The sequence below is a fragment of the Vreelandella aquamarina genome (assembly GCF_020075495.1).
GTDB classification, from domain to species: Bacteria; Pseudomonadota; Gammaproteobacteria; order Pseudomonadales; family Halomonadaceae; genus Vreelandella; species Vreelandella aquamarina_A.
The window spans coordinates 15,495-32,385 of sequence record NZ_JABYQT010000002.1; the positions used below are offsets into that span (position 1 = coordinate 15,495).

Here is a 16,891-nt window from a genome sequence, read left to right on the forward strand (position 1 = left end):
TGGATTGTTATGAAAAAAAAATTAATTGTTCATTTTGGAATGCAGCGAACAGGTACTACCACTATTCAGGCAGTATTAAATAAAAATAAGGGTATATTAAGGAGTCATGGGATTTGCTATCCGAAACTGTTTGGTTTAAATGATCATGTGAAAATCCCTTGGTGGTTAAAAAATAACAAGATACTACCGGGAGACCTTGTTAAGGAAATATTGAAAAACGATGAAAATATTATTAATACGTTTGTTTTGTCAGCAGAAGACTTTTGTCTTTTAAAAAATTACAATTTTTTAAATATATTAAAAGAAATTTTTGATTTGCATGTAGTTGTCTATCTTAAAGAGCAGTCAAGTTGGCTTGAGTCTTGGTATAATCAGCATATTAAATGGCCTTGGGATAAAAAGTTTTCAACAGCAACTCCGCAGTTCTTCGTTGATAATATAGATGATTTTTACTGGATCGACTACTTAAGTTTCTTAAATAATATTCAGGGTAAAATTGGAAGCGAGCGACTTCATGTGAAAGCTGTTGCGCCTGGCTATGTTAACGATACTGTTAAAGATTTAATTGAAGAGTTAGGTTTAAATGTAGAAGCCTTGCATTCCTATAAGCATACTAATGAATCGCTGAGTGCAGGTCAGCTAGAAGTATTACGAAGAGTTGATCTCTTTGATAGTTCTGGTAGAGAGAGAGCAAATATTCTAGAAGCATTGAAGAGTATTGATATTGAGGGAGATATATACGGAAAAGCAGTATTTACACAAAAACAAATTGAAAGCATAATTGATCGCTACCGTGTAAGTAATAAAAAACTATTTGATGAGTTTTTTGATTCAAATCAAGTCTTTGATATTTCGTCTTCACGCGATATTACTCCAATTGTAATAAGTGATGATAAAGTTTTTAAAGAGTATATTCCTGCTTTGTGCAAAGTACTAGCGTCGCGCTAAGTTTTCTATGTTGATATTTAGAGTGAACCTATGACTAGAAATATTTCATGGATTAAAGAACTAACACCCTTTTTTCGAGCTGCTTACCGAAAAGGGCAGGAACTAACTATACAGAAAGATAGTAAGTATAGAGTTAAAAAGAGCGATGTTTTGCTTTTTACTACTATGAAAAACGAAGGACATCGACTTCTTTACTTTTTAGACTATTATCGAAACCTTGGGGTTGATCATTTTTTTATTGTTGATAATAGTTCTGATGATAATACGGCTGCGTTGCTTGCTGACTGTGCTGATGTGACTCACTACTATACTGAAGGAAGTTATAAAGACTCTAATTTTGGTATGCATTGGCTTAACTATTTATTATTTAAATATGGGCGTGGGCATTGGTGCTTTACTTGTGATCCTGATGAGTTCTTCATATACCCGCATATGGAAAATCGGGATCTTAAAGATCTAACACAGTATATGGAGTCTATAAAGCAAGACTCTTTTTTTACGTTGATGTTAGATATGTATAGCGAAAAGCCCGTAGCTGAAACTTACTATGAAGAAGGAACCAATCCTTTAGATGTTTGCCCTTATTTTGATGGATACGGGTATACAAAACAATACAATCCAAACTATCGAAATCTTTATGTTCAAGGGGGCGTTCGCCGTCGCGTTTTCTCGAAAGATAAGCCAGCCCAAGCTCCTGCGTTAAATAAAGTGCCTTTAGTTAAGTGGAAATGGAATTATATGTATATTTCATCTATGCACATGATGCTTCCACGGCGCTTGAATCGATGTATTGATGAACGTAAGGTAACAGGTGCACTGCTTCACTATAAATTTATTAGCCAGCTTGATGAAAAGGTTAAGCAAGAAATGCTTGCTAAGCAACACTACAATGATTCAGCGGAATATAAGCAGTACGGTTCTATTATTGATAAAAAAGGTGTGCTTTATAACGAGAAAATTTCAGTTCCCTTCAAAGGATGGAAAGATCTGGCGAAACGTGGGTTAATAAATCTTGGAGGTTGGTAATAGTGAAAGTGTCGTTTGTTTTGCTCGCCCACGAGAAGCCCGAACAGTTAAAGGATTTGCTTGGCTCATTATTAAATGCAGGTAGCAACGTGTATGTACATCATGATGCTACCACATCAGGAGATTTACCCGCCGCGGTAGCCCGCTGGGGGTATGATCAACTGCCTGGGAAGATTTACTTTTCCAAGCGTGTAAAAGTAGTGTGGGGAGAGTGGTCTATCGTTCAGGCGACTCTTAACTGCATGGAAGCAATACAGCAGCATGACACTGATAGCGATTACTTCATGCTAATTTCTGGCTCCTGCATGCCGATAAAGCCCATACATCTGCTCGAACAGTACTTAGCTAAAACTGCGAAGGACCATATTGAAGCCGTTAATGCGGAAAAACATACTTGGGTAACGGCAGGCTTGCAAAAACAACGCTGGTCAAAATACCACTTTTTTAACTGGCGTTATCAGACATTTCTTTTTGATACCTCTTTAAAGATTCAGCGTAAACTTAAAATCAAGCGTGTATTACCCTTAAAGCATACCGCCCATATGGGCTCGCAGTGGTGGTGTTTGCGTCGTAGCACGTTGGATAAGATATGGTCACTTTACCGTAATAAGCCCATTTTAAAGCGTTTTTATCGACGTACATGGGTGCCAGATGAGCTTTTTTTCCAGACCATAGTGGCTAATTTGGTGCCTGAAGCTGAGCGCAGTTCCGAGCTGATGACCCGGTACACTTTTAACGGCTGGGGAGTCCCACGTGTTTACTACGACAATGACTACGCAGAACTGCTGGGTGAGAACCGTTTTTTTATACGTAAGGTAAGCCATCGGGCAGCTAAACTGCGGGCAAAACTGACGGCAATTGCGCCTATGCAAGTTGATGAGTTTGCCACGCTGCTTGAAGCGGCCGAGCCCGAGCGTTTACAGCTGCAAGCAGATGCCATGTTGGCCAAGCATATTGAGCTTAACCGTTGGCATAGTTTAGCAGCGAGTCTTGAAAACCCTTACGACTACATTAAAAGCATCCCTAACCCCATGCTTGTGTTAATTGGCTCTGATCGCGAAGCAAAGGCCCAGGCACTTTCTGAGCTAGACCGCCTAGACCAAACCATAGTTTACGGCGATCTTTTTGATAAGTATGAAGTTGGAGCCGGCTACGCTAATCGCCAGGGTTTGATTGCTGAGAGAGGCGATGTAGAGCTCATTCGACACAGATGGTACCTGCAACTAGGTGATATTGCGCATAATAACCCTGGGAAAACACTCGTGTTTTCATTAGGGGCCAATGCGCTTGAATATCTTGAAGTACTGCGCTGGAATAGTGCTTGCCATATGGTTATGGTTGACCGTAACCCTGGGTGCGTTATTAATATTGATCTGATGTCTGATCTCTACCTTAAAAGCAAGGTATTACACTTGCTGCTTGATCGCCATTGCGAACTCAGCAGGGTATCAACACTTTGGGTTGAAGAGTTGACCAGTATCTTACAAGAGCAGCAGTGGAGTATACGCTCATTTAACCGGATGCTAATTAATTATCAAGAAGGTGTGCGCTGGCCAAGCCTTCTTACAAAAAATCATAACTATTTAGATTTTTTGGAATCTGTTTATTCAAAGGTTATCGTGCTCGTTTACGTAGATAAAAGTGCGCTAAAGGAGGTTGAATACTACCTTAACAATGCGCTGTCTACGCCCCTCTATCATGATCTATTCTCTGTCATTCCAGATAATGATAACACGTTAGATTGGCATTATTATCTTGCTGATGTAGCTCATTTAAACGCCCGTTTGCATACGGGAGTTTTAGCTATGGCGATTGATATATCTTCCATTAAACATTTGGAAACTTTGCGATGGAAGAAAAATCTTTTAGTCATTTCTTTAGAAGATGAAAATGCGCAGTTTGCAATTGAGAGTGATTTGAAATTCAGTGTTTATGGCAAGAAAGATAAGTTTTCGGCGTCAGCTATGTTGGCATTCCGCGATGTTGATATCTTGATGAAAAACAGGTCATGTGACTATATAGCATTGCCGTCTTCGGAACAGGGTTGGATCGAAGCGGAAATCAACGAATTCCTTCAGTTTATGCCTTTAAAGGGATGCTCAAGCGCGCTAGATTATCTTTAAAGTCTTTTAATGGTAGGTATGATATGAAATTACTAGTAGTAGGTGGGGCCGGATATATTGGCTCACATATGGTGAAGCAGCTTAACCGCCAAGGACATGAGGTTATTGTACTGGATAACTTAAGCACCGGCTTTCGCGAGTTGGCGCGTTATGGCGAGCTGGTCGTTGGGGATCTGTCTGATACACCACTCCTGGAAGATCTATTTGCCTCACACTGCTTCGAAGGTGTCATGCATTTTGCAGCATGTAGTTTGGTGGGTGAATCCGTCAATAAGCCGGGCAAATACTATCGTAATAACGTTGCCAATACGTTAAACCTGCTGGACGTTATGGTTCGTCATAACGTTTACCATTTCATTTTTTCTTCTACTGCAGCGACATTTGGTGAGCCGGAGTACATACCTATTGATGAGGCGCACCCCCAGCAGCCGATTAACCCATATGGCGCCGGTAAGTTGATGGTTGAGCGTATATTAAAGGATTACGCCAGCGCTTACGGCCTTAATTCAGTGTGCTTACGCTATTTCAATGCCTGCGGTGCTGACCCAGAAGGGGAGATTGGGGAGTGCCATGACCCCGAAACGCACCTGATTCCCTTAATTTTGCAAGCGGCATCTGGACGTCGCAAGTCAATTACTGTGTATGGTCGAGATTATGCAACTGAAGACGGCACCTGTATTCGCGATTACATCCATATCGAAGATCTCTGTTCGGCGCATGCTTTGGCTTTACAAGCGCTTGTAAATGGATATCAGACCGGCGCTTTGGGCTTTAACCTTGGCAACGGTTTAGGTTATTCGGTGCAGCAGGTTATTGATGCTGTCCAACAAGTGGTAGCAGAGGATGGCTACAGCTTGAAGGTAGAAGAGGGCGAACGGCGCGCTGGAGACCCTGCACGATTGGTAGCAGACGCGGCATTGGCCAAACTTGAGCTGGGTTGGCAGCCAAAATATGCAGACCTGTCCATTATAATCCGTCATGCCTGGGCGTGGGAAAAGAAGTTGTCGCGTATTGACTAAAATTAAATTGTGCTTTGTCATTATTTAAAAAGGAAATACCAGCGGCGTGATGATTAATACCGCCGCTGAATAGACCACGCTGACAGGTAAGCCAATTCTTAAAAAGTCAGTGATGCGGTAACGGCCGGGCGAGTAGACCATTAAATGAGTTTGGTAGCCAAACGGAATGAAAAAGCAGGCACTGGCACCATAAGCGACTGCCATGACGAATGGTAGTGGATCGGCACCAAATGCTTGTGCAGTACTCCAGGCAATGGGAAAGGCCAAAGCGGCAGCGGCGTTGTTGGTGACCGTTTCCGTGAGGACTAACGTCAATAAGTAGCAGCCGATAAAGGCTGCATACATGCCATAGCCGCTGAACACGGCCTCCATGCCATGAGCCAATAGCGCAGCGGCACCGGAATTTTCTAATGCTTGCGCAATGGCCAGAGCAGAGCCAATGATTAACCACAGCTCGAAAGGGAATCGTCTGCGAAGTTCAGCCATGCTGATCACTTTCAGCAGCAGCAGCGCTCCTAGCAGCATCAGTAAGCCGTGGAAAAGCGGCAGCCAGTTGGCTGCTGCTAAGCCAATTACCCCAGCAAAGCCGCCCAAAGTGACCAGGCTCTCATTGCGGTTGAGCTGTGGGCGTGTAAAACTGCCGCTTAATAGGTGGAAGTTGCGGTCCAGGTTGCGGTGCTGACGAAAATCCGCGCTTACCGCTAATAGCAAGCAGTCACCCACCCTCAGAAAAATTTTGCCTAGTTGCCCCTCTAAACGCTTATCACCTCGCCGAATACCCACTACACCTGCGCTGAACATGCTGCGAAAATCGACGTCTTGCAGTGTTTTACCCGCTAACTCCGACTCATGCGAGATCACCACCTCGACCAGATTGGTGGCGAGCAGGTTGTCGGCTTGGTGCCCAAACAGGTTGAGACCGGGAAAGCGCTGCAGTGCCTGTACTTTGCTCACTTCGCCGGTGAACACCAGCGTGTCATCAGCCTGTAGCTGTTCATCTGGTGCGACTGGGCTTATCAATCGACCTTTTCGCTCTATTTCCAGCAGGTACAGGCCGTCCAGACTACGTAAACCGTTTTCTTCGATGCTTTTTCCAACCATGGGTGATTCGGTTTCTACATCGGCAGCAAGAAAATAGGAAAGCTTCTCTTCAGTATCTTCCGAGCGGTGATGGGGAAGCGCATTGGCTCGCCATAGCAGTACGGTCAGGGTCACCAAGGCGACAGGGATTCCCACCAAGCTAAACTGAAACATGCCCAGTTCGCTGCCGCTGGCATTCAAATGAAAAGAGTTCACGACGAGATTGGTTGAGGTGCCTACTAGCGTGGTAATGCCGCCGAGGATCGAAGCGTAAGAAAGTGGAATCAATAGCCTGGAAGGGGCAATCCTTTGTTGGCGTGTGATGGCCCCCAAAAAAGCAGCCACCACTGCAGTGTTGTTCAAAAATGCGGATAGCAAGGCGGTGCTACACATCAGCCGTGCGGTTGCCAATTTTGGGTGGCCCTTCAACAGGTGCTGAGACAGCCAGTCCAATAGCGGCGAACGCTCCAGCGCGAGCGATACCAGCAACAGCAGCAGTAAGGTGGCTAGTGCTGGGTTAGTGTACTGCACCAGTAGGGTGCTCGTGTCGATGAACCCTGCCAACAGGTAAACGCCTGCCAATGCTACGAATGCAATGGCAGGCTTTACCTTGCCGCTAATCAAAAGAACTAATAATAACGTAATAGATAACAGTACGGCCCAAGGGGTCATGAGGAGTCCTTATCAATCAAGAAGCCTTCCACGCTTGCTGGATTTTACGCAGGCTTTTATGATGGTGTCTAATAATTACCTCAAAGAGTGTTATTTGTTGTTTGTTTTTTTTATTTAAAACATAGGTTTGAGTAAATTTTTGAGCACTAAACATTTGTCGCCTGAGGTATTGAGCGAGCGTCGTAAAAAAGCCGTTAGGCTACGTTTGGATGGCCATACAGTCGCGGTGGCGAGCCAACAAACGGGGCTTTCTGCACCTACGGTATCGGCGGCTTGGAAAGCTTTCCGTGAAGGCGGGTGGGCAGCCGTACCCGTGAAGCCGCGCGGCCGCTCTAAAGGACAAGGCAATACGTTGAGCGCTGCAGCACAAGCCTTGCTGTGGGATGGGCTGTATGCTCCAGCGCCTAGGAGAATGCCAGGGTGGAGCAGCGCTGCGCTGGCTGATTTAGCAAATGAGCGTTTAGGACTTCGTTTGACCCAGCGTGCTATCGAACACTGGTGGGAAACTGAGGAGTTGAAGCACTATCCTTGGGCGTTGGCTGCATTAGCTAAAAAACGCACTCTCGCAGGGCGGTGGTTCGATAAAGCGGTGGCGCCGGCATTTTTGCGTTGCCAAAACGCTGAGCAGCGTTGGCAAGGAGGTGTGCGGCGTGTCGCTCACGCTCATCGTGCGCTTTATCAGATTTATTTGCATGGAGTGCGCGGAAAACTCTACATGCGCTGTTTTGAGCATCCGCCCACTGCCTGTGATTACCAGACGATGCTGAGTAGGCTTACTCAGCCAGCTGTTGTCGTGTTTCATGGCGCAATGTTTTCGGCTAACCAGGAACTTGCGGAGTGGTTGGCTAGCCAGACGAGTCTTACGGTTGTAGCGGTGCCCGCGGATTTAGGCCTGGAGCACCGCTAGGGCTTGCTTTGTATCGATAGGTTTTTAAGGCAGCGCCGTTAAAGGCTTCTTGAAAACGGTTTTTTCACACAACGTTGGGAAAGATGATGACGTCACTCACCCATTTACAGCGGCTGGAAGCGGAGAGCATCCAGATCATGCGTGAAGTGGTCGCCGAGACCGAAAATCCGGTGATGCTCTACTCCGTCGGTAAAGATTCAGCGGTGATGCTGCATCTGGCGCGTAAGGCCTTTGCTCCTTCTCCGCCGCCTTTTCCGCTGCTGCATGTGGATACGCGCTGGAAATTCCAGGCGATGTACGATTTCCGTGACAAGATGGCAGAAGATATTGGAATGGATTTGATCGTACATATCAATCCGGAAGGGGTGGAGAAAGACATCAATCCCTTTACTCATGGCTCGGCCATTCATACGGATGTGATGAAAACCGAAGGCCTGAAGCAAGCGTTGGACAAGTACGGCTTCGATGCGGCATTTGGCGGCGCACGGCGCGATGAAGAGAAGTCGCGTGCTAAAGAGCGTGTATTTTCTTTCCGCACCGCGCAGCATCGTTGGGACCCAAAAAACCAGCGTCCTGAGCTTTGGAAACTTTATAACACTCGTAAGCATCCCAAAGAGTCCATTCGGGTGTTTCCGCTGTCGAACTGGACTGAGCTTGACATTTGGCAATACATCCACCTGCAAAATATTCCCATCGTACCGCTTTACTACGCTGCCGAGCGCCCAGTGGTGGAACGTGATGGCGCGCTGATCATGGTCGATGATGACCGTATGCCGTTGGAGCCGGGTGAAGTACCCATGATGCGCAAGGTGCGTTTCCGTACCTTGGGCTGCTACCCGCTGACCGGCGCTGTCGAGTCTGAAGCCGACACGCTGCCCGCGATCATTCAAGAAATGCTGTTGACCAAAACATCCGAGCGCCAGGGCCGTGTGATTGACCATGACAGTTCGGCCTCCATGGAGAAGAAGAAGCAAGAGGGATACTTCTAATGTCGCACTCATCCGGTTTGATTGCAGAAGATATTGAGGGCTACCTGAAGTCCCACGAGCATAAAGGCTTGCTGCGCTTTATTACCTGCGGAAGCGTGGACGACGGTAAAAGTACGCTGATTGGTCGTTTGCTGTTCGAATCCAAGCTACTATTCGAAGATCAGCTTGCCGCCATTGAAGCCGATTCCAAGAAGTACGGAACTCAAGGCGGCGATATGGATTTTGCGCTGTTGGTCGATGGCTTGGCCGCCGAGCGTGAGCAGGGCATTACCATCGATGTAGCATACCGCTTCTTCTCTACTGAAAAACGCAAGTTCATCGTAGCAGACACCCCAGGGCACGAGCAGTATACCCGTAACATGGTGACAGGGGCTTCCACTGCCGATGCGGCAATTCTGATGGTGGATGCGCGCCATGGTATTCTGACCCAAACCCGCCGCCATAGCTTTTTGATGTCGTTGATGGGAATGCGCCACATCATCGTCGCCATCAATAAGATGGACTTGGTGGATTACTCCAAAGCGCGTTACGACCAAATTGTCGATGAGTACCGCGGGTTCGCCAAGCAGTTAGGGCTAGAAAACATCACCTTCATTCCGATGTCGGCATTGAAGGGTGATAACGTCATTGAGCACAGCGCGAAGATGCCTTGGTATCACGGCACCACACTGATGGGCTACCTGGAAACCGTCGAGGTGGACGACGAGCGCTTGCAGCGTTCACCGTTCCGAATGCCCGTACAGTGGGTCAACCGCCCGAATCTCGATTTCCGGGGTTTTACCGGCATGATCGCCAGCGGCGTCGTTCGCCCTGGTGATCAAATTCGCGTCCAGCCCTCGGGTAAAACCAGCACGGTATCGCGCATCTATACGTTCGATGGCGATTTGGATGAGGCGGTTGCTGGACAGTCTATCACGCTGCTGCTTGACGATGAGATCGATATCTCCCGTGGCGATATCATTTCTGGCATCGATCAGCCTGCACACACTGCCGACCAGTTCGAAACCACGCTGGTGTGGATGCATGACGCGCCGCTGCTGCCGGGCCGTCCTTACTTGATGAAACTGGGTACGCAAACGGTGACCGCCACCGTGACCGATATCAAGTATCAGGTAAACGTCAATACGCTGGAGCATACGGCAGGTAAGCAACTGGACTTGAATGGTATCGGCGTGTGCACGATCAGCTTGAGCCGTGCCGTCGCGTTCGATGCATATAAAGATAATCAGGATACTGGCGGCTTCATCCTCATCGACCGTATGACGAACAATACGGTGGGTGCTGGAATGCTGCACTTTGCGCTGCGCCGTAGTCAGAATATTCATATGCAGCATGTGGACATCGACAAACAAGCACGCGCTCTAGCCAAAGGTCAAAAGCCTGCGGTGCTATGGTTCACGGGGCTCTCTGGCGCGGGTAAATCGACCATTGCCAACTTGGTCGAGAAAAAGCTGTTTGGTAGTGGTCAGCACACTTACCTGCTGGATGGTGATAACGTTCGTCATGGTTTGAACCGTGACCTGGGCTTTACCGATGCCGACCGTGTGGAGAACGTGCGCCGCGTGGCGGAGACCGCCAAGCTGATGGTCGATGCAGGCTTAATCGTCATGTCGGCTTTCATCTCCCCTTTCCGCAGCGAACGTCAATTGGCTCGCGACCTTTTGGAAGAAGGTGAGTTCATCGAGATCTATGTTGATGCGCCGTTGGACGTGGTGGAAGCGCGAGATCCAAAGGGCCTCTACAAAAAGGCGCGCCGAGGTGAGTTGAAAAACTTTACGGGCATCGATTCCGCTTATGAAGCGCCTCAAGCACCGGATGTCCACCTTAAGACGGCCGAGATGAACGCAGAAGAAGCCGCCGATGCGGTGATTGATGCGCTGCGTGAACGCGGTCTAATCAGCTAAGTAGTCATGGTTGTCAGGAAATAATTTATTTAGTCATACCGCCAACGACCTAACTCTTCTGTTGTTGGCGGTTTTTTTATAACGGTTTGAAAGGGTGAGTAAGATGATCAATCAAGCGCTGCTGGATGCGGTGGAGCGTATTGCTCACAAGGCGGGTGATGCCATCATGAACATTTATGCTCAAGATTTCAGCATCGAAGAGAAGGAGGACAAAAGCCCGTTGACCGAAGCCGATCAAGCGGCTCATCACATCATCGTGCGAGGTTTGAAGGCGCTGCCAGTGCAATTGCCCATTCTTTCCGAAGAAGACATGGAAGGCTTTACGGGCGTAGATGACGAAGGTCGTTATTGGCTGGTCGACCCGTTGGATGGAACCAAAGAATTCATCAAGCGTAATGGTGAATTCACCGTGAATATTGCGCTGATCGAAAACGGTAAGCCAGTCCTTGGTGTGGTCACTGCTCCTGCGTTGGGGACTGCTTATGTGGCGGCTGAAGGTGTTGGCGCGTTCAGGATTGATAAAGACGGCCAGCGTCATGCTATTAGGGTGGCTGGCAAACCTACTAGTGGAGCAGCGTGGCGAGTCGTGGGTAGCCGCTCTCACCCAAGCCCCGAATTGGCAGTATGGTTAGAAAAACTGGGTAAGCATGAGATGCTATCTATGGGAAGTTCACTAAAGTTATGTTTAGTAGCAGAAGGTAGGGCCGATGTTTATCCTCGCCTAGGCCCCACTTGTTTATGGGATACTGGTGCTGCCCACGCTGTGTTGCTTGAAGCGGGTGGTCGCATAGAAACATTGAACGGAACTCCATTAAATTACTCTAACCCTCACGAAAAGCTTAATCCCTTTTTTTTAGTATGGGGTTTCAAATAATTATATGTTAGCAGTCTAGATATTTTTTATTATATTATTGATTTTTTGATGTAAATTTTTTAGATATTTATCACGTCTAAAAATCTATAATTAGATGCAGTTAAAAAAAATTAAAAGGTGATCTTTGTTACTCAAAGAAAAACTATTCCTGGCCAACTGCGATTCAGTGCGCCAATTGAATGAACAGGAAGTCAGCGCACGCTTCATGGCCGGGGTTCTCTTTGCCGATGGCGTCGTGCTTTCGCCAAATTTGCTGTTGGATAATCCAGCCATTATGTCGATGCTGGCCTCGCCTGCGGTGCAGCGGTGGTTCAAAAGCGATAAGCACGGCGAAAGCAAGCTGATGATTCGAGGCTTCAATCTGGAAGAGGGGTTGTCGCTGGTCGATTACTTTGATCACCTGGGCGATAGCTATGTAATCTCTCAGTTGGGGGGTGTACATAAATCCCACCTTACCGGTGAGCAACGGTCTCGGATACAGCGCCACCTCGAAAAGGCCGATACCGTTCTTCGCAGCTACGAGCCGGACATCGTCTCCTTGCCCAAGCGCCCCGGTGCATTAACGGAGCAAATTCGCTCTCGCCTGGCTGTACCTGCAGAATCCGCTGAACCCGAGCATCAACGTATGGCTCATCAGCAGGTACTGGCGCTGGTGGAGCAGGGTGGTTTGCCTCTTGGGTCGCGTTCGGAATGGTACCGGGCGTTGGGCGAACTGGAACTCCCTACCGAGCAGTGTGATCGTTTTCGGCTTGAGGTAGTGGATGCCAGTTATAACGCACTATTCGTCGATACGGGCGAAGCTTTTGTCATGGACCGTATGGTAGGGCTTTCCAGGTTGCCGAACTGGCTTTTGCAAACGGGTGTTTCCATTACCAGCCGCCGTGAAGAAATACGCACCCTGAAAGCGGGTTATGAGCTGTTTAACTTGATTTCCACCTTGGGTAGCGAAGAAATTATCAAGGTAGTGGCAGACAAGGCCCTGGAGTACGCCGAAGACAAGGCGAAGAAGCATGGTATTTCCTGGTGCGAGCGGCGCAACTGGTTTGGCCTGTATCCCAAGCTTACCCGAGTAATGGGTGTGGAGCTGAAATCGTGACTGAGTATGAAAACCCCTGGTTCAGGGTGCAGCGGGAAGGTAGCTTCTTTTTTGTCGACGAACCGGGTGCGCATGCTGGTGCCGCTGTCTTACCCCTGGTGGGCGATACTTTCTGGTTGCTCGAAATGGGTCGTCCTGCACAGGCAGGAGCCGTTACGTGGGAAATTCCGCGGGGTTATGGTGAAGCCTCTGAAACGTCACTTGAGTGCGCGCTCCGTGAGCTCGAAGAAGAAACGGGCCTGGTGGCCGAGCCATCCCAATTGGAGCTATTGGGTAAAATGCGCCCCAATACGGCTATTCTTACCTCCTGTATCGATATTTACATTGCCCGGTTACCAGCCGATACCGTGCCAACCAAGCGAGACGAGGAGGCCAGAGGGGTCATCGAAATTCCCATGGAACTGATGCCTTTACAGCTTGCTCGAGGCAAACTCGAGGATAGCTTTACGTTGGCTGCTTTAACTTATTACTGGGCAGCGCTGAAATAAAGGTATGTTAGGATATCTGGCTATTTATCTAACTGCTTGTGATGGGAGTATTGCGCTCGCGAACGGATATATCGCAGCAGTCAAAGGAGAAGCACATGGAGTCTATCGTAGCGGCATTTGTTGACGAAAAACCAGATGCCAGCGTTCCCAGGGAACGGGTTGCCTTCGGCACCTCCGGCCACCGCGGTCGCGCCACCGAGCGTACGTTCAACGCCGCTCACATCTACGCCATTACCCAGGCGGTTGTGGATTACCGGCAGCAAGCAGGCTACCAGGGGCCGCTGTTTCTGGGGTTCGATACCCACGCACTTTCCCGCCCTGCCTGGGAGTGCGCGCTGCAGGTGCTGGCCGCCAACAAGGTGCCGGTGCTGGTGGAAAAGGATGAAGGCTACACTGCTACACCGCTGGTCAGCCACGCGATTCTGCAGCACAACCACTCTGAAGGGCAGCCGCTGGCTGATGCGGCACTGGCCGATGGCTTGATCATTACGCCTTCGCACAACCCGCCGGAAGATGGCGGTATCAAGTATAACCCCCATCACGGCGGCCCGGCGGATACCGAGGCCACCACCTGGATCGAACAGCGCGCCAATACCTACCTGCTGCGCCAGCTGCAGGATGTGCCGCTGGTCTCGCTGGAACAAGCCAAGGCCCACGCCCAGGAGTACGACTTCACCGCGCACTACGTGGCCCAGCTTGGCAAGGTGGTGGATATCGCCGCCATCCAGAAGGCCAACCTGACGCTAGGGGCGGACCCCATGGGGGGGACGGCCTTGCCGGTGTGGCAGGGGGTGGCCAGTCATTACGGCTTGAACCTCGACGTGGTCAACACCCAGGTAGATATGGGCTTTGCCTTCATGCCGCCGGATCACGATGGCAAGATTCGCATGGATTGCTCGAGCTCCGCGGCCATGGCGAACCTGCTCAATATAAAAGACCGCTTCGATGTGGCCTTTGGCAACGATCCGGATGCCGACCGCCATGGCATCGTGGATGCCAATGGCTTGATGAATCCCAACCATTTTCTGGCCGTGTGCATCGATTATTTGATTACCCATCGCCCGGAGTGGTCAACATCGCTCAAGATCGGCAAGACGCTGGTGTCTTCCTCGATGATCGATCGCGTGGTGGCTTCGCACCAGCGTGAGCTTTATGAGGTTCCGGTCGGCTTCAAGTGGTTTGTGGATGGCCTGCACGAAGGCTGGCTGGCTTTTGGCGGCGAAGAGAGCGCGGGCGCGAGCCTGTTGACGCTGGATGGCAAGCCGTGGTCCACCGACAAGGACGGCATTGCGCTTTGCCTGCTGGCCGCGGAAATTCTGGCCGTTACCGGCAAGACGCCCAGCGAGTACTACCGCACCCTGACCGAGCGCTTTGGCGAACCCTTCTACAAACGTGTGGATACCGCCTGCACCCCGGAAGAAAAAGCCGCCTTCAAGAAGCTGCACAGCCAGAGCGTGACCGCTGAAACCTTGGCAGGCGATGCGATCACTGCCGTATTGGTAGCCGCGCCGGGTAACGGCGCCAGCATTGGCGGTATCAAGGTCACCACCGAGAACGGCTGGTTCGCCGCGCGGCCCAGCGGTACGGAATCGCTCTACAAGGTGTATGCCGAAAGCTTCAAAGGCCCCGAGCACCTCGACGAGTTGATCGACAGTGCCACCGCCTTGCTGGCGGATGTATTGAAAAGCTGACACCGGGGCGGGGGAGTTGGCGCAAACAGCAGGGTGCGGTACCAGGGCCGGGGCGCCTTGGCAGGCGCCACCCGCGGGTGCCTCATTTGCTCGTACCTCGCAAGATTCGTTACCACGCGCTACGGGCTGTAGCCAATGCATGCTGCATCGCAAACCGTAGCGCGTGGTAAGCCGCCAGGCGCACCCGCGGGAGCAGCGCGGTGAGCGCTGCCGGGGTTAAAGTGATTGCTCTGATTTAATCACCATGTGAGGGGCAATCTTTAACATTGATGCACTATGCAAACTCCGCAAATTCGGCATATGGTAAACTACCGATTGAGTGAATCATGAAGTTGGCTTAAAGATTGCTTTGATCTGAATGGATGTGCCAACCGGTTCTACGTTCAAGGAAGATGTCATGAATATATATGCCCTATCACGTACCGCGCGTGCCTATACCCCTGTAAGCGAGCTGCAGGCCCATGCAGAACAGCTTCAGGCCCAGCCGTTGAGCGACCTGCTCACCAGCGATTCAGCCTCTTCTCGGCAGCGGGCCAGCAGCCTGGCATTTACGTTTGGCGCGCTGCATGTGGATTTCAGCAAGCAGCGGGTGACACCCCATACGCTTAAATTATTGACCGACTGGGCGCGCAGCTGCGGTGTGGAGTCCAGGCGGGCGGCGCTGTTTGCCGGCGAAAAGGTCAATACGTCGGAAGGGCGCGAGGCGCTGCACATGGCGGCGCGCTGGCCCAAGGGCACAATGCCGCCGCAGGGCATGGAAACTGCCGCGCTATTTTGCCAGCAGCAGCGAGCACGCCTGAGGAGTATGGTTTCACGCGTGCACGAAGGGCAGTGGTTCGGCGCCACCGGTCGCACAATCACTGATGTGGTGCATATTGGCGTTGGCGGCTCTGATTTGGGGCCAAAACTGATCAGCGAGGCCCTGGCGGATCGACCAAGCCATGCCAAGGTGGGCGTTCACTACGTCTCTACCATGGATGGCGCCCAGCTCCTGCCGTTGATGGAGCGCCTGAACCCGGCCACCACGCTTTTGGTACTGGCTTCCAAATCCTTCACCACGGCGGATACCCAGTTCAACGTGCGCACGGCGCTGGCCTGGCTGAGCGATGCGCTGGAAGTGGATATCCCCACCGTTTGCCGCTACCAGCTGGTGGGAGTGTCGTCCAAGCCCGAAAAGATGACCGAGTTCGGCATTCCGGATGTTCATCAACTGGTGTTCAAGGAGTGGGTCGGCGGGCGTTTCTCGATCTGGTCGCCCATCGGCGTCAGCGTGGCCATGCAGCTGGGCATGGAGGCGTTCGACGAGTTGTTGGCCGGCGCCCACGCCATGGACAAGCACTTTGTCGACGCGCCACTTGAGGATAACCTGCCCGCGTTGATGGCGCTGGTAGGCGCCTGGAACTGCCAGTTCCTGAACATCCCGACCCACGCCGTGCTGCCTTACGATGGCCGTCTGAAAAGCCTTTCGGCTTATCTACAGCAGCTGGAGATGGAGTCCAACGGCAAGAGCGTGGGGCTGGATGGTCGCTCGGTGTCGCACGCTACCTGCCCGATCATCTGGGGCGATGTCGGCCCCAACGCCCAGCATGCGTTTTATCAACTGCTGCATCAAGGCGGTCATACCGTCAGCGCGGATTTCGTGGCAGTCGCCAGCCGTGAGGTTGATGCTCCCGAGGAAATCGGCGAAACGCTCGCCGCTCAGGAGCAGCTGACGCTTGCCAACTGCCTGGCACAGTCTCAGCTTTTCGCCCTGGGCGATGATGCCATTCCGCCGGCGCTCAGGGGCCATATGGCGCAGGGGTATCGAGGAAATCACCCCAATTCGCTATTATTGCTCAAGGAGTTGAGTGCCTGGAGCATCGGGGCGCTGCTGGCGCTCTACGAGCACAAGGTATTCGTGCAGTCGGTGCTTTGGAACATTAACCCCTTCGATCAGCCAGGGGTCGAGCTTGGCAAGAAGCTGGCGACCAGCCTTTATGAGCTGCTTGCTGGTGAAGCGACAGCCCACGAAAACGTGAAAGACCCGAGTACAGAGCAGCTGCTGAGTAAAATCAACGAGTGGCGCCAGTAACGT

General features: G+C 50.5%; 13 protein-coding genes. 12 read left to right on the forward strand and 1 reads right to left on the reverse strand.

The genetic code is table 11. The features are described from left to right. Positions 1 to 9 precede the first annotated feature (9 nt). From HW452_RS02825 to galE, 4 genes are read left to right on the forward strand one after another with little or no spacing between them, the layout of a single operon-like run. A complete protein-coding gene (locus tag HW452_RS02825; RefSeq protein WP_224104591.1) occupies positions 10 to 948 on the forward strand; it encodes a hypothetical protein in 939 nt (312 codons plus the stop codon). Positions 949 to 978: 30 nt separating this feature from the next. Then, positions 979 to 1,974 carry a glycosyltransferase family 2 protein gene (locus HW452_RS02830; RefSeq protein ID WP_224104592.1) on the forward strand — a complete coding sequence of 332 codons (996 nt, stop codon included), beginning with the start codon at positions 979 to 981 and terminating at the stop codon, positions 1,972 to 1,974. Positions 1,975 to 1,976: 2 nt separating this feature from the next. Then, complete coding sequence (locus HW452_RS02835) at positions 1,977 to 4,097, forward strand: beta-1,6-N-acetylglucosaminyltransferase (RefSeq protein ID WP_224104593.1); 2,121 nt, start codon at positions 1,977 to 1,979, stop codon at positions 4,095 to 4,097. Between the two features lie 23 nt (positions 4,098 to 4,120). Then, positions 4,121 to 5,116: a UDP-glucose 4-epimerase GalE gene (galE, locus tag HW452_RS02840; RefSeq protein WP_224104594.1), complete on the forward strand. Its 996-nt coding sequence runs from the start codon at positions 4,121 to 4,123 to the stop codon at positions 5,114 to 5,116. A 24-nt stretch (positions 5,117 to 5,140) separates the two neighbouring features. On the opposite strand, the gene HW452_RS02845 is transcribed toward galE, so the two are convergent. Continuing rightward, entirely contained in the window at positions 5,141 to 6,868 is a 1,728-nt protein-coding gene (locus HW452_RS02845) for an SLC13 family permease (protein WP_224104595.1), read from the reverse strand. Positions 6,869 to 7,007: 139 nt separating this feature from the next. Here HW452_RS02845 and HW452_RS02850 point away from each other — a divergent pair, with 139 nt between their 5' ends. The 8 genes from HW452_RS02850 (at position 7,008) to pgi (ending at position 16,888) form a co-directional block, all read left to right on the forward strand. Beyond that, on the forward strand, positions 7,008 to 7,775 hold the full coding sequence (locus HW452_RS02850) for a helix-turn-helix domain-containing protein (RefSeq protein WP_224104596.1): 768 nt from the start codon (positions 7,008 to 7,010) through the stop codon (positions 7,773 to 7,775). An 86-nt stretch (positions 7,776 to 7,861) separates the two neighbouring features. Continuing rightward, positions 7,862 to 8,764, forward strand: coding sequence for a sulfate adenylyltransferase subunit CysD (gene cysD / locus HW452_RS02855; RefSeq protein WP_224104597.1), 903 nt, complete (start codon positions 7,862 to 7,864; stop codon positions 8,762 to 8,764). Then, positions 8,764 to 10,668, forward strand: a complete 1,905-nt coding sequence (gene cysN / locus HW452_RS02860) for a sulfate adenylyltransferase subunit CysN (RefSeq protein WP_224104598.1) — start codon at positions 8,764 to 8,766, stop codon at positions 10,666 to 10,668. The genes cysD and cysN overlap by 1 nt, the downstream gene beginning before the upstream one ends. A gap of 103 nt (positions 10,669 to 10,771) precedes the next feature. After that, entirely contained in the window at positions 10,772 to 11,542 is a 771-nt protein-coding gene (cysQ, locus tag HW452_RS02865; RefSeq protein WP_224104599.1) for a 3'(2'),5'-bisphosphate nucleotidase CysQ, read from the forward strand. Between the two features lie 166 nt (positions 11,543 to 11,708). After that, positions 11,709 to 12,638, forward strand: a complete 930-nt coding sequence (locus tag HW452_RS02870; protein ID WP_224104600.1) for a hypothetical protein — start codon at positions 11,709 to 11,711, stop codon at positions 12,636 to 12,638. Continuing rightward, positions 12,635 to 13,126 (forward strand): NUDIX hydrolase, encoded by a 492-nt coding sequence (locus tag HW452_RS02875; protein ID WP_224104601.1) that lies wholly within the window; start codon positions 12,635 to 12,637, stop codon positions 13,124 to 13,126. The genes HW452_RS02870 and HW452_RS02875 overlap by 4 nt, the downstream gene beginning before the upstream one ends. A 41-nt stretch (positions 13,127 to 13,167) precedes the next feature. Further along, positions 13,168 to 14,817, forward strand: coding sequence for a phosphoglucomutase (alpha-D-glucose-1,6-bisphosphate-dependent) (gene pgm, locus HW452_RS02880; RefSeq protein ID WP_224104602.1), 1,650 nt, complete (start codon positions 13,168 to 13,170; stop codon positions 14,815 to 14,817). 397 nt (positions 14,818 to 15,214) lie between these two features. Continuing rightward, positions 15,215 to 16,888, forward strand: a complete 1,674-nt coding sequence (gene pgi, locus HW452_RS02885; protein WP_224104603.1) for a glucose-6-phosphate isomerase — start codon at positions 15,215 to 15,217, stop codon at positions 16,886 to 16,888. Positions 16,889 to 16,891 lie beyond the last annotated feature (3 nt).

What these genes read in the sequence shown, in the direction of transcription:
- pgi (WP_224104603.1), top strand. Translation starts at nt 15,215, where the DNA reads ATGAATATATATGCCCTATCACGTACCGCGCGTGCCTATACCCCTGTA.
- cysD (WP_224104597.1), top strand. Translation starts at nt 7,862, where the DNA reads ATGACGTCACTCACCCATTTACAGCGGCTGGAAGCGGAGAGCATCCAG.
- galE (WP_224104594.1), top strand. Translation starts at nt 4,121, where the DNA reads ATGAAATTACTAGTAGTAGGTGGGGCCGGATATATTGGCTCACATATG.
- pgm (WP_224104602.1), top strand. Translation starts at nt 13,168, where the DNA reads ATGGGAGTATTGCGCTCGCGAACGGATATATCGCAGCAGTCAAAGGAG.
- cysQ (WP_224104599.1), top strand. Translation starts at nt 10,772, where the DNA reads ATGATCAATCAAGCGCTGCTGGATGCGGTGGAGCGTATTGCTCACAAG.
- HW452_RS02830 (WP_224104592.1), top strand. Translation starts at nt 979, where the DNA reads ATGACTAGAAATATTTCATGGATTAAAGAACTAACACCCTTTTTTCGA.
- cysN (WP_224104598.1), top strand. Translation starts at nt 8,764, where the DNA reads ATGTCGCACTCATCCGGTTTGATTGCAGAAGATATTGAGGGCTACCTG.
- HW452_RS02825 (WP_224104591.1), top strand. Translation starts at nt 10, where the DNA reads ATGAAAAAAAAATTAATTGTTCATTTTGGAATGCAGCGAACAGGTACT.
- HW452_RS02845 (WP_224104595.1), bottom strand. Translation starts at nt 6,868, where the DNA reads ATGACCCCTTGGGCCGTACTGTTATCTATTACGTTATTATTAGTTCTT.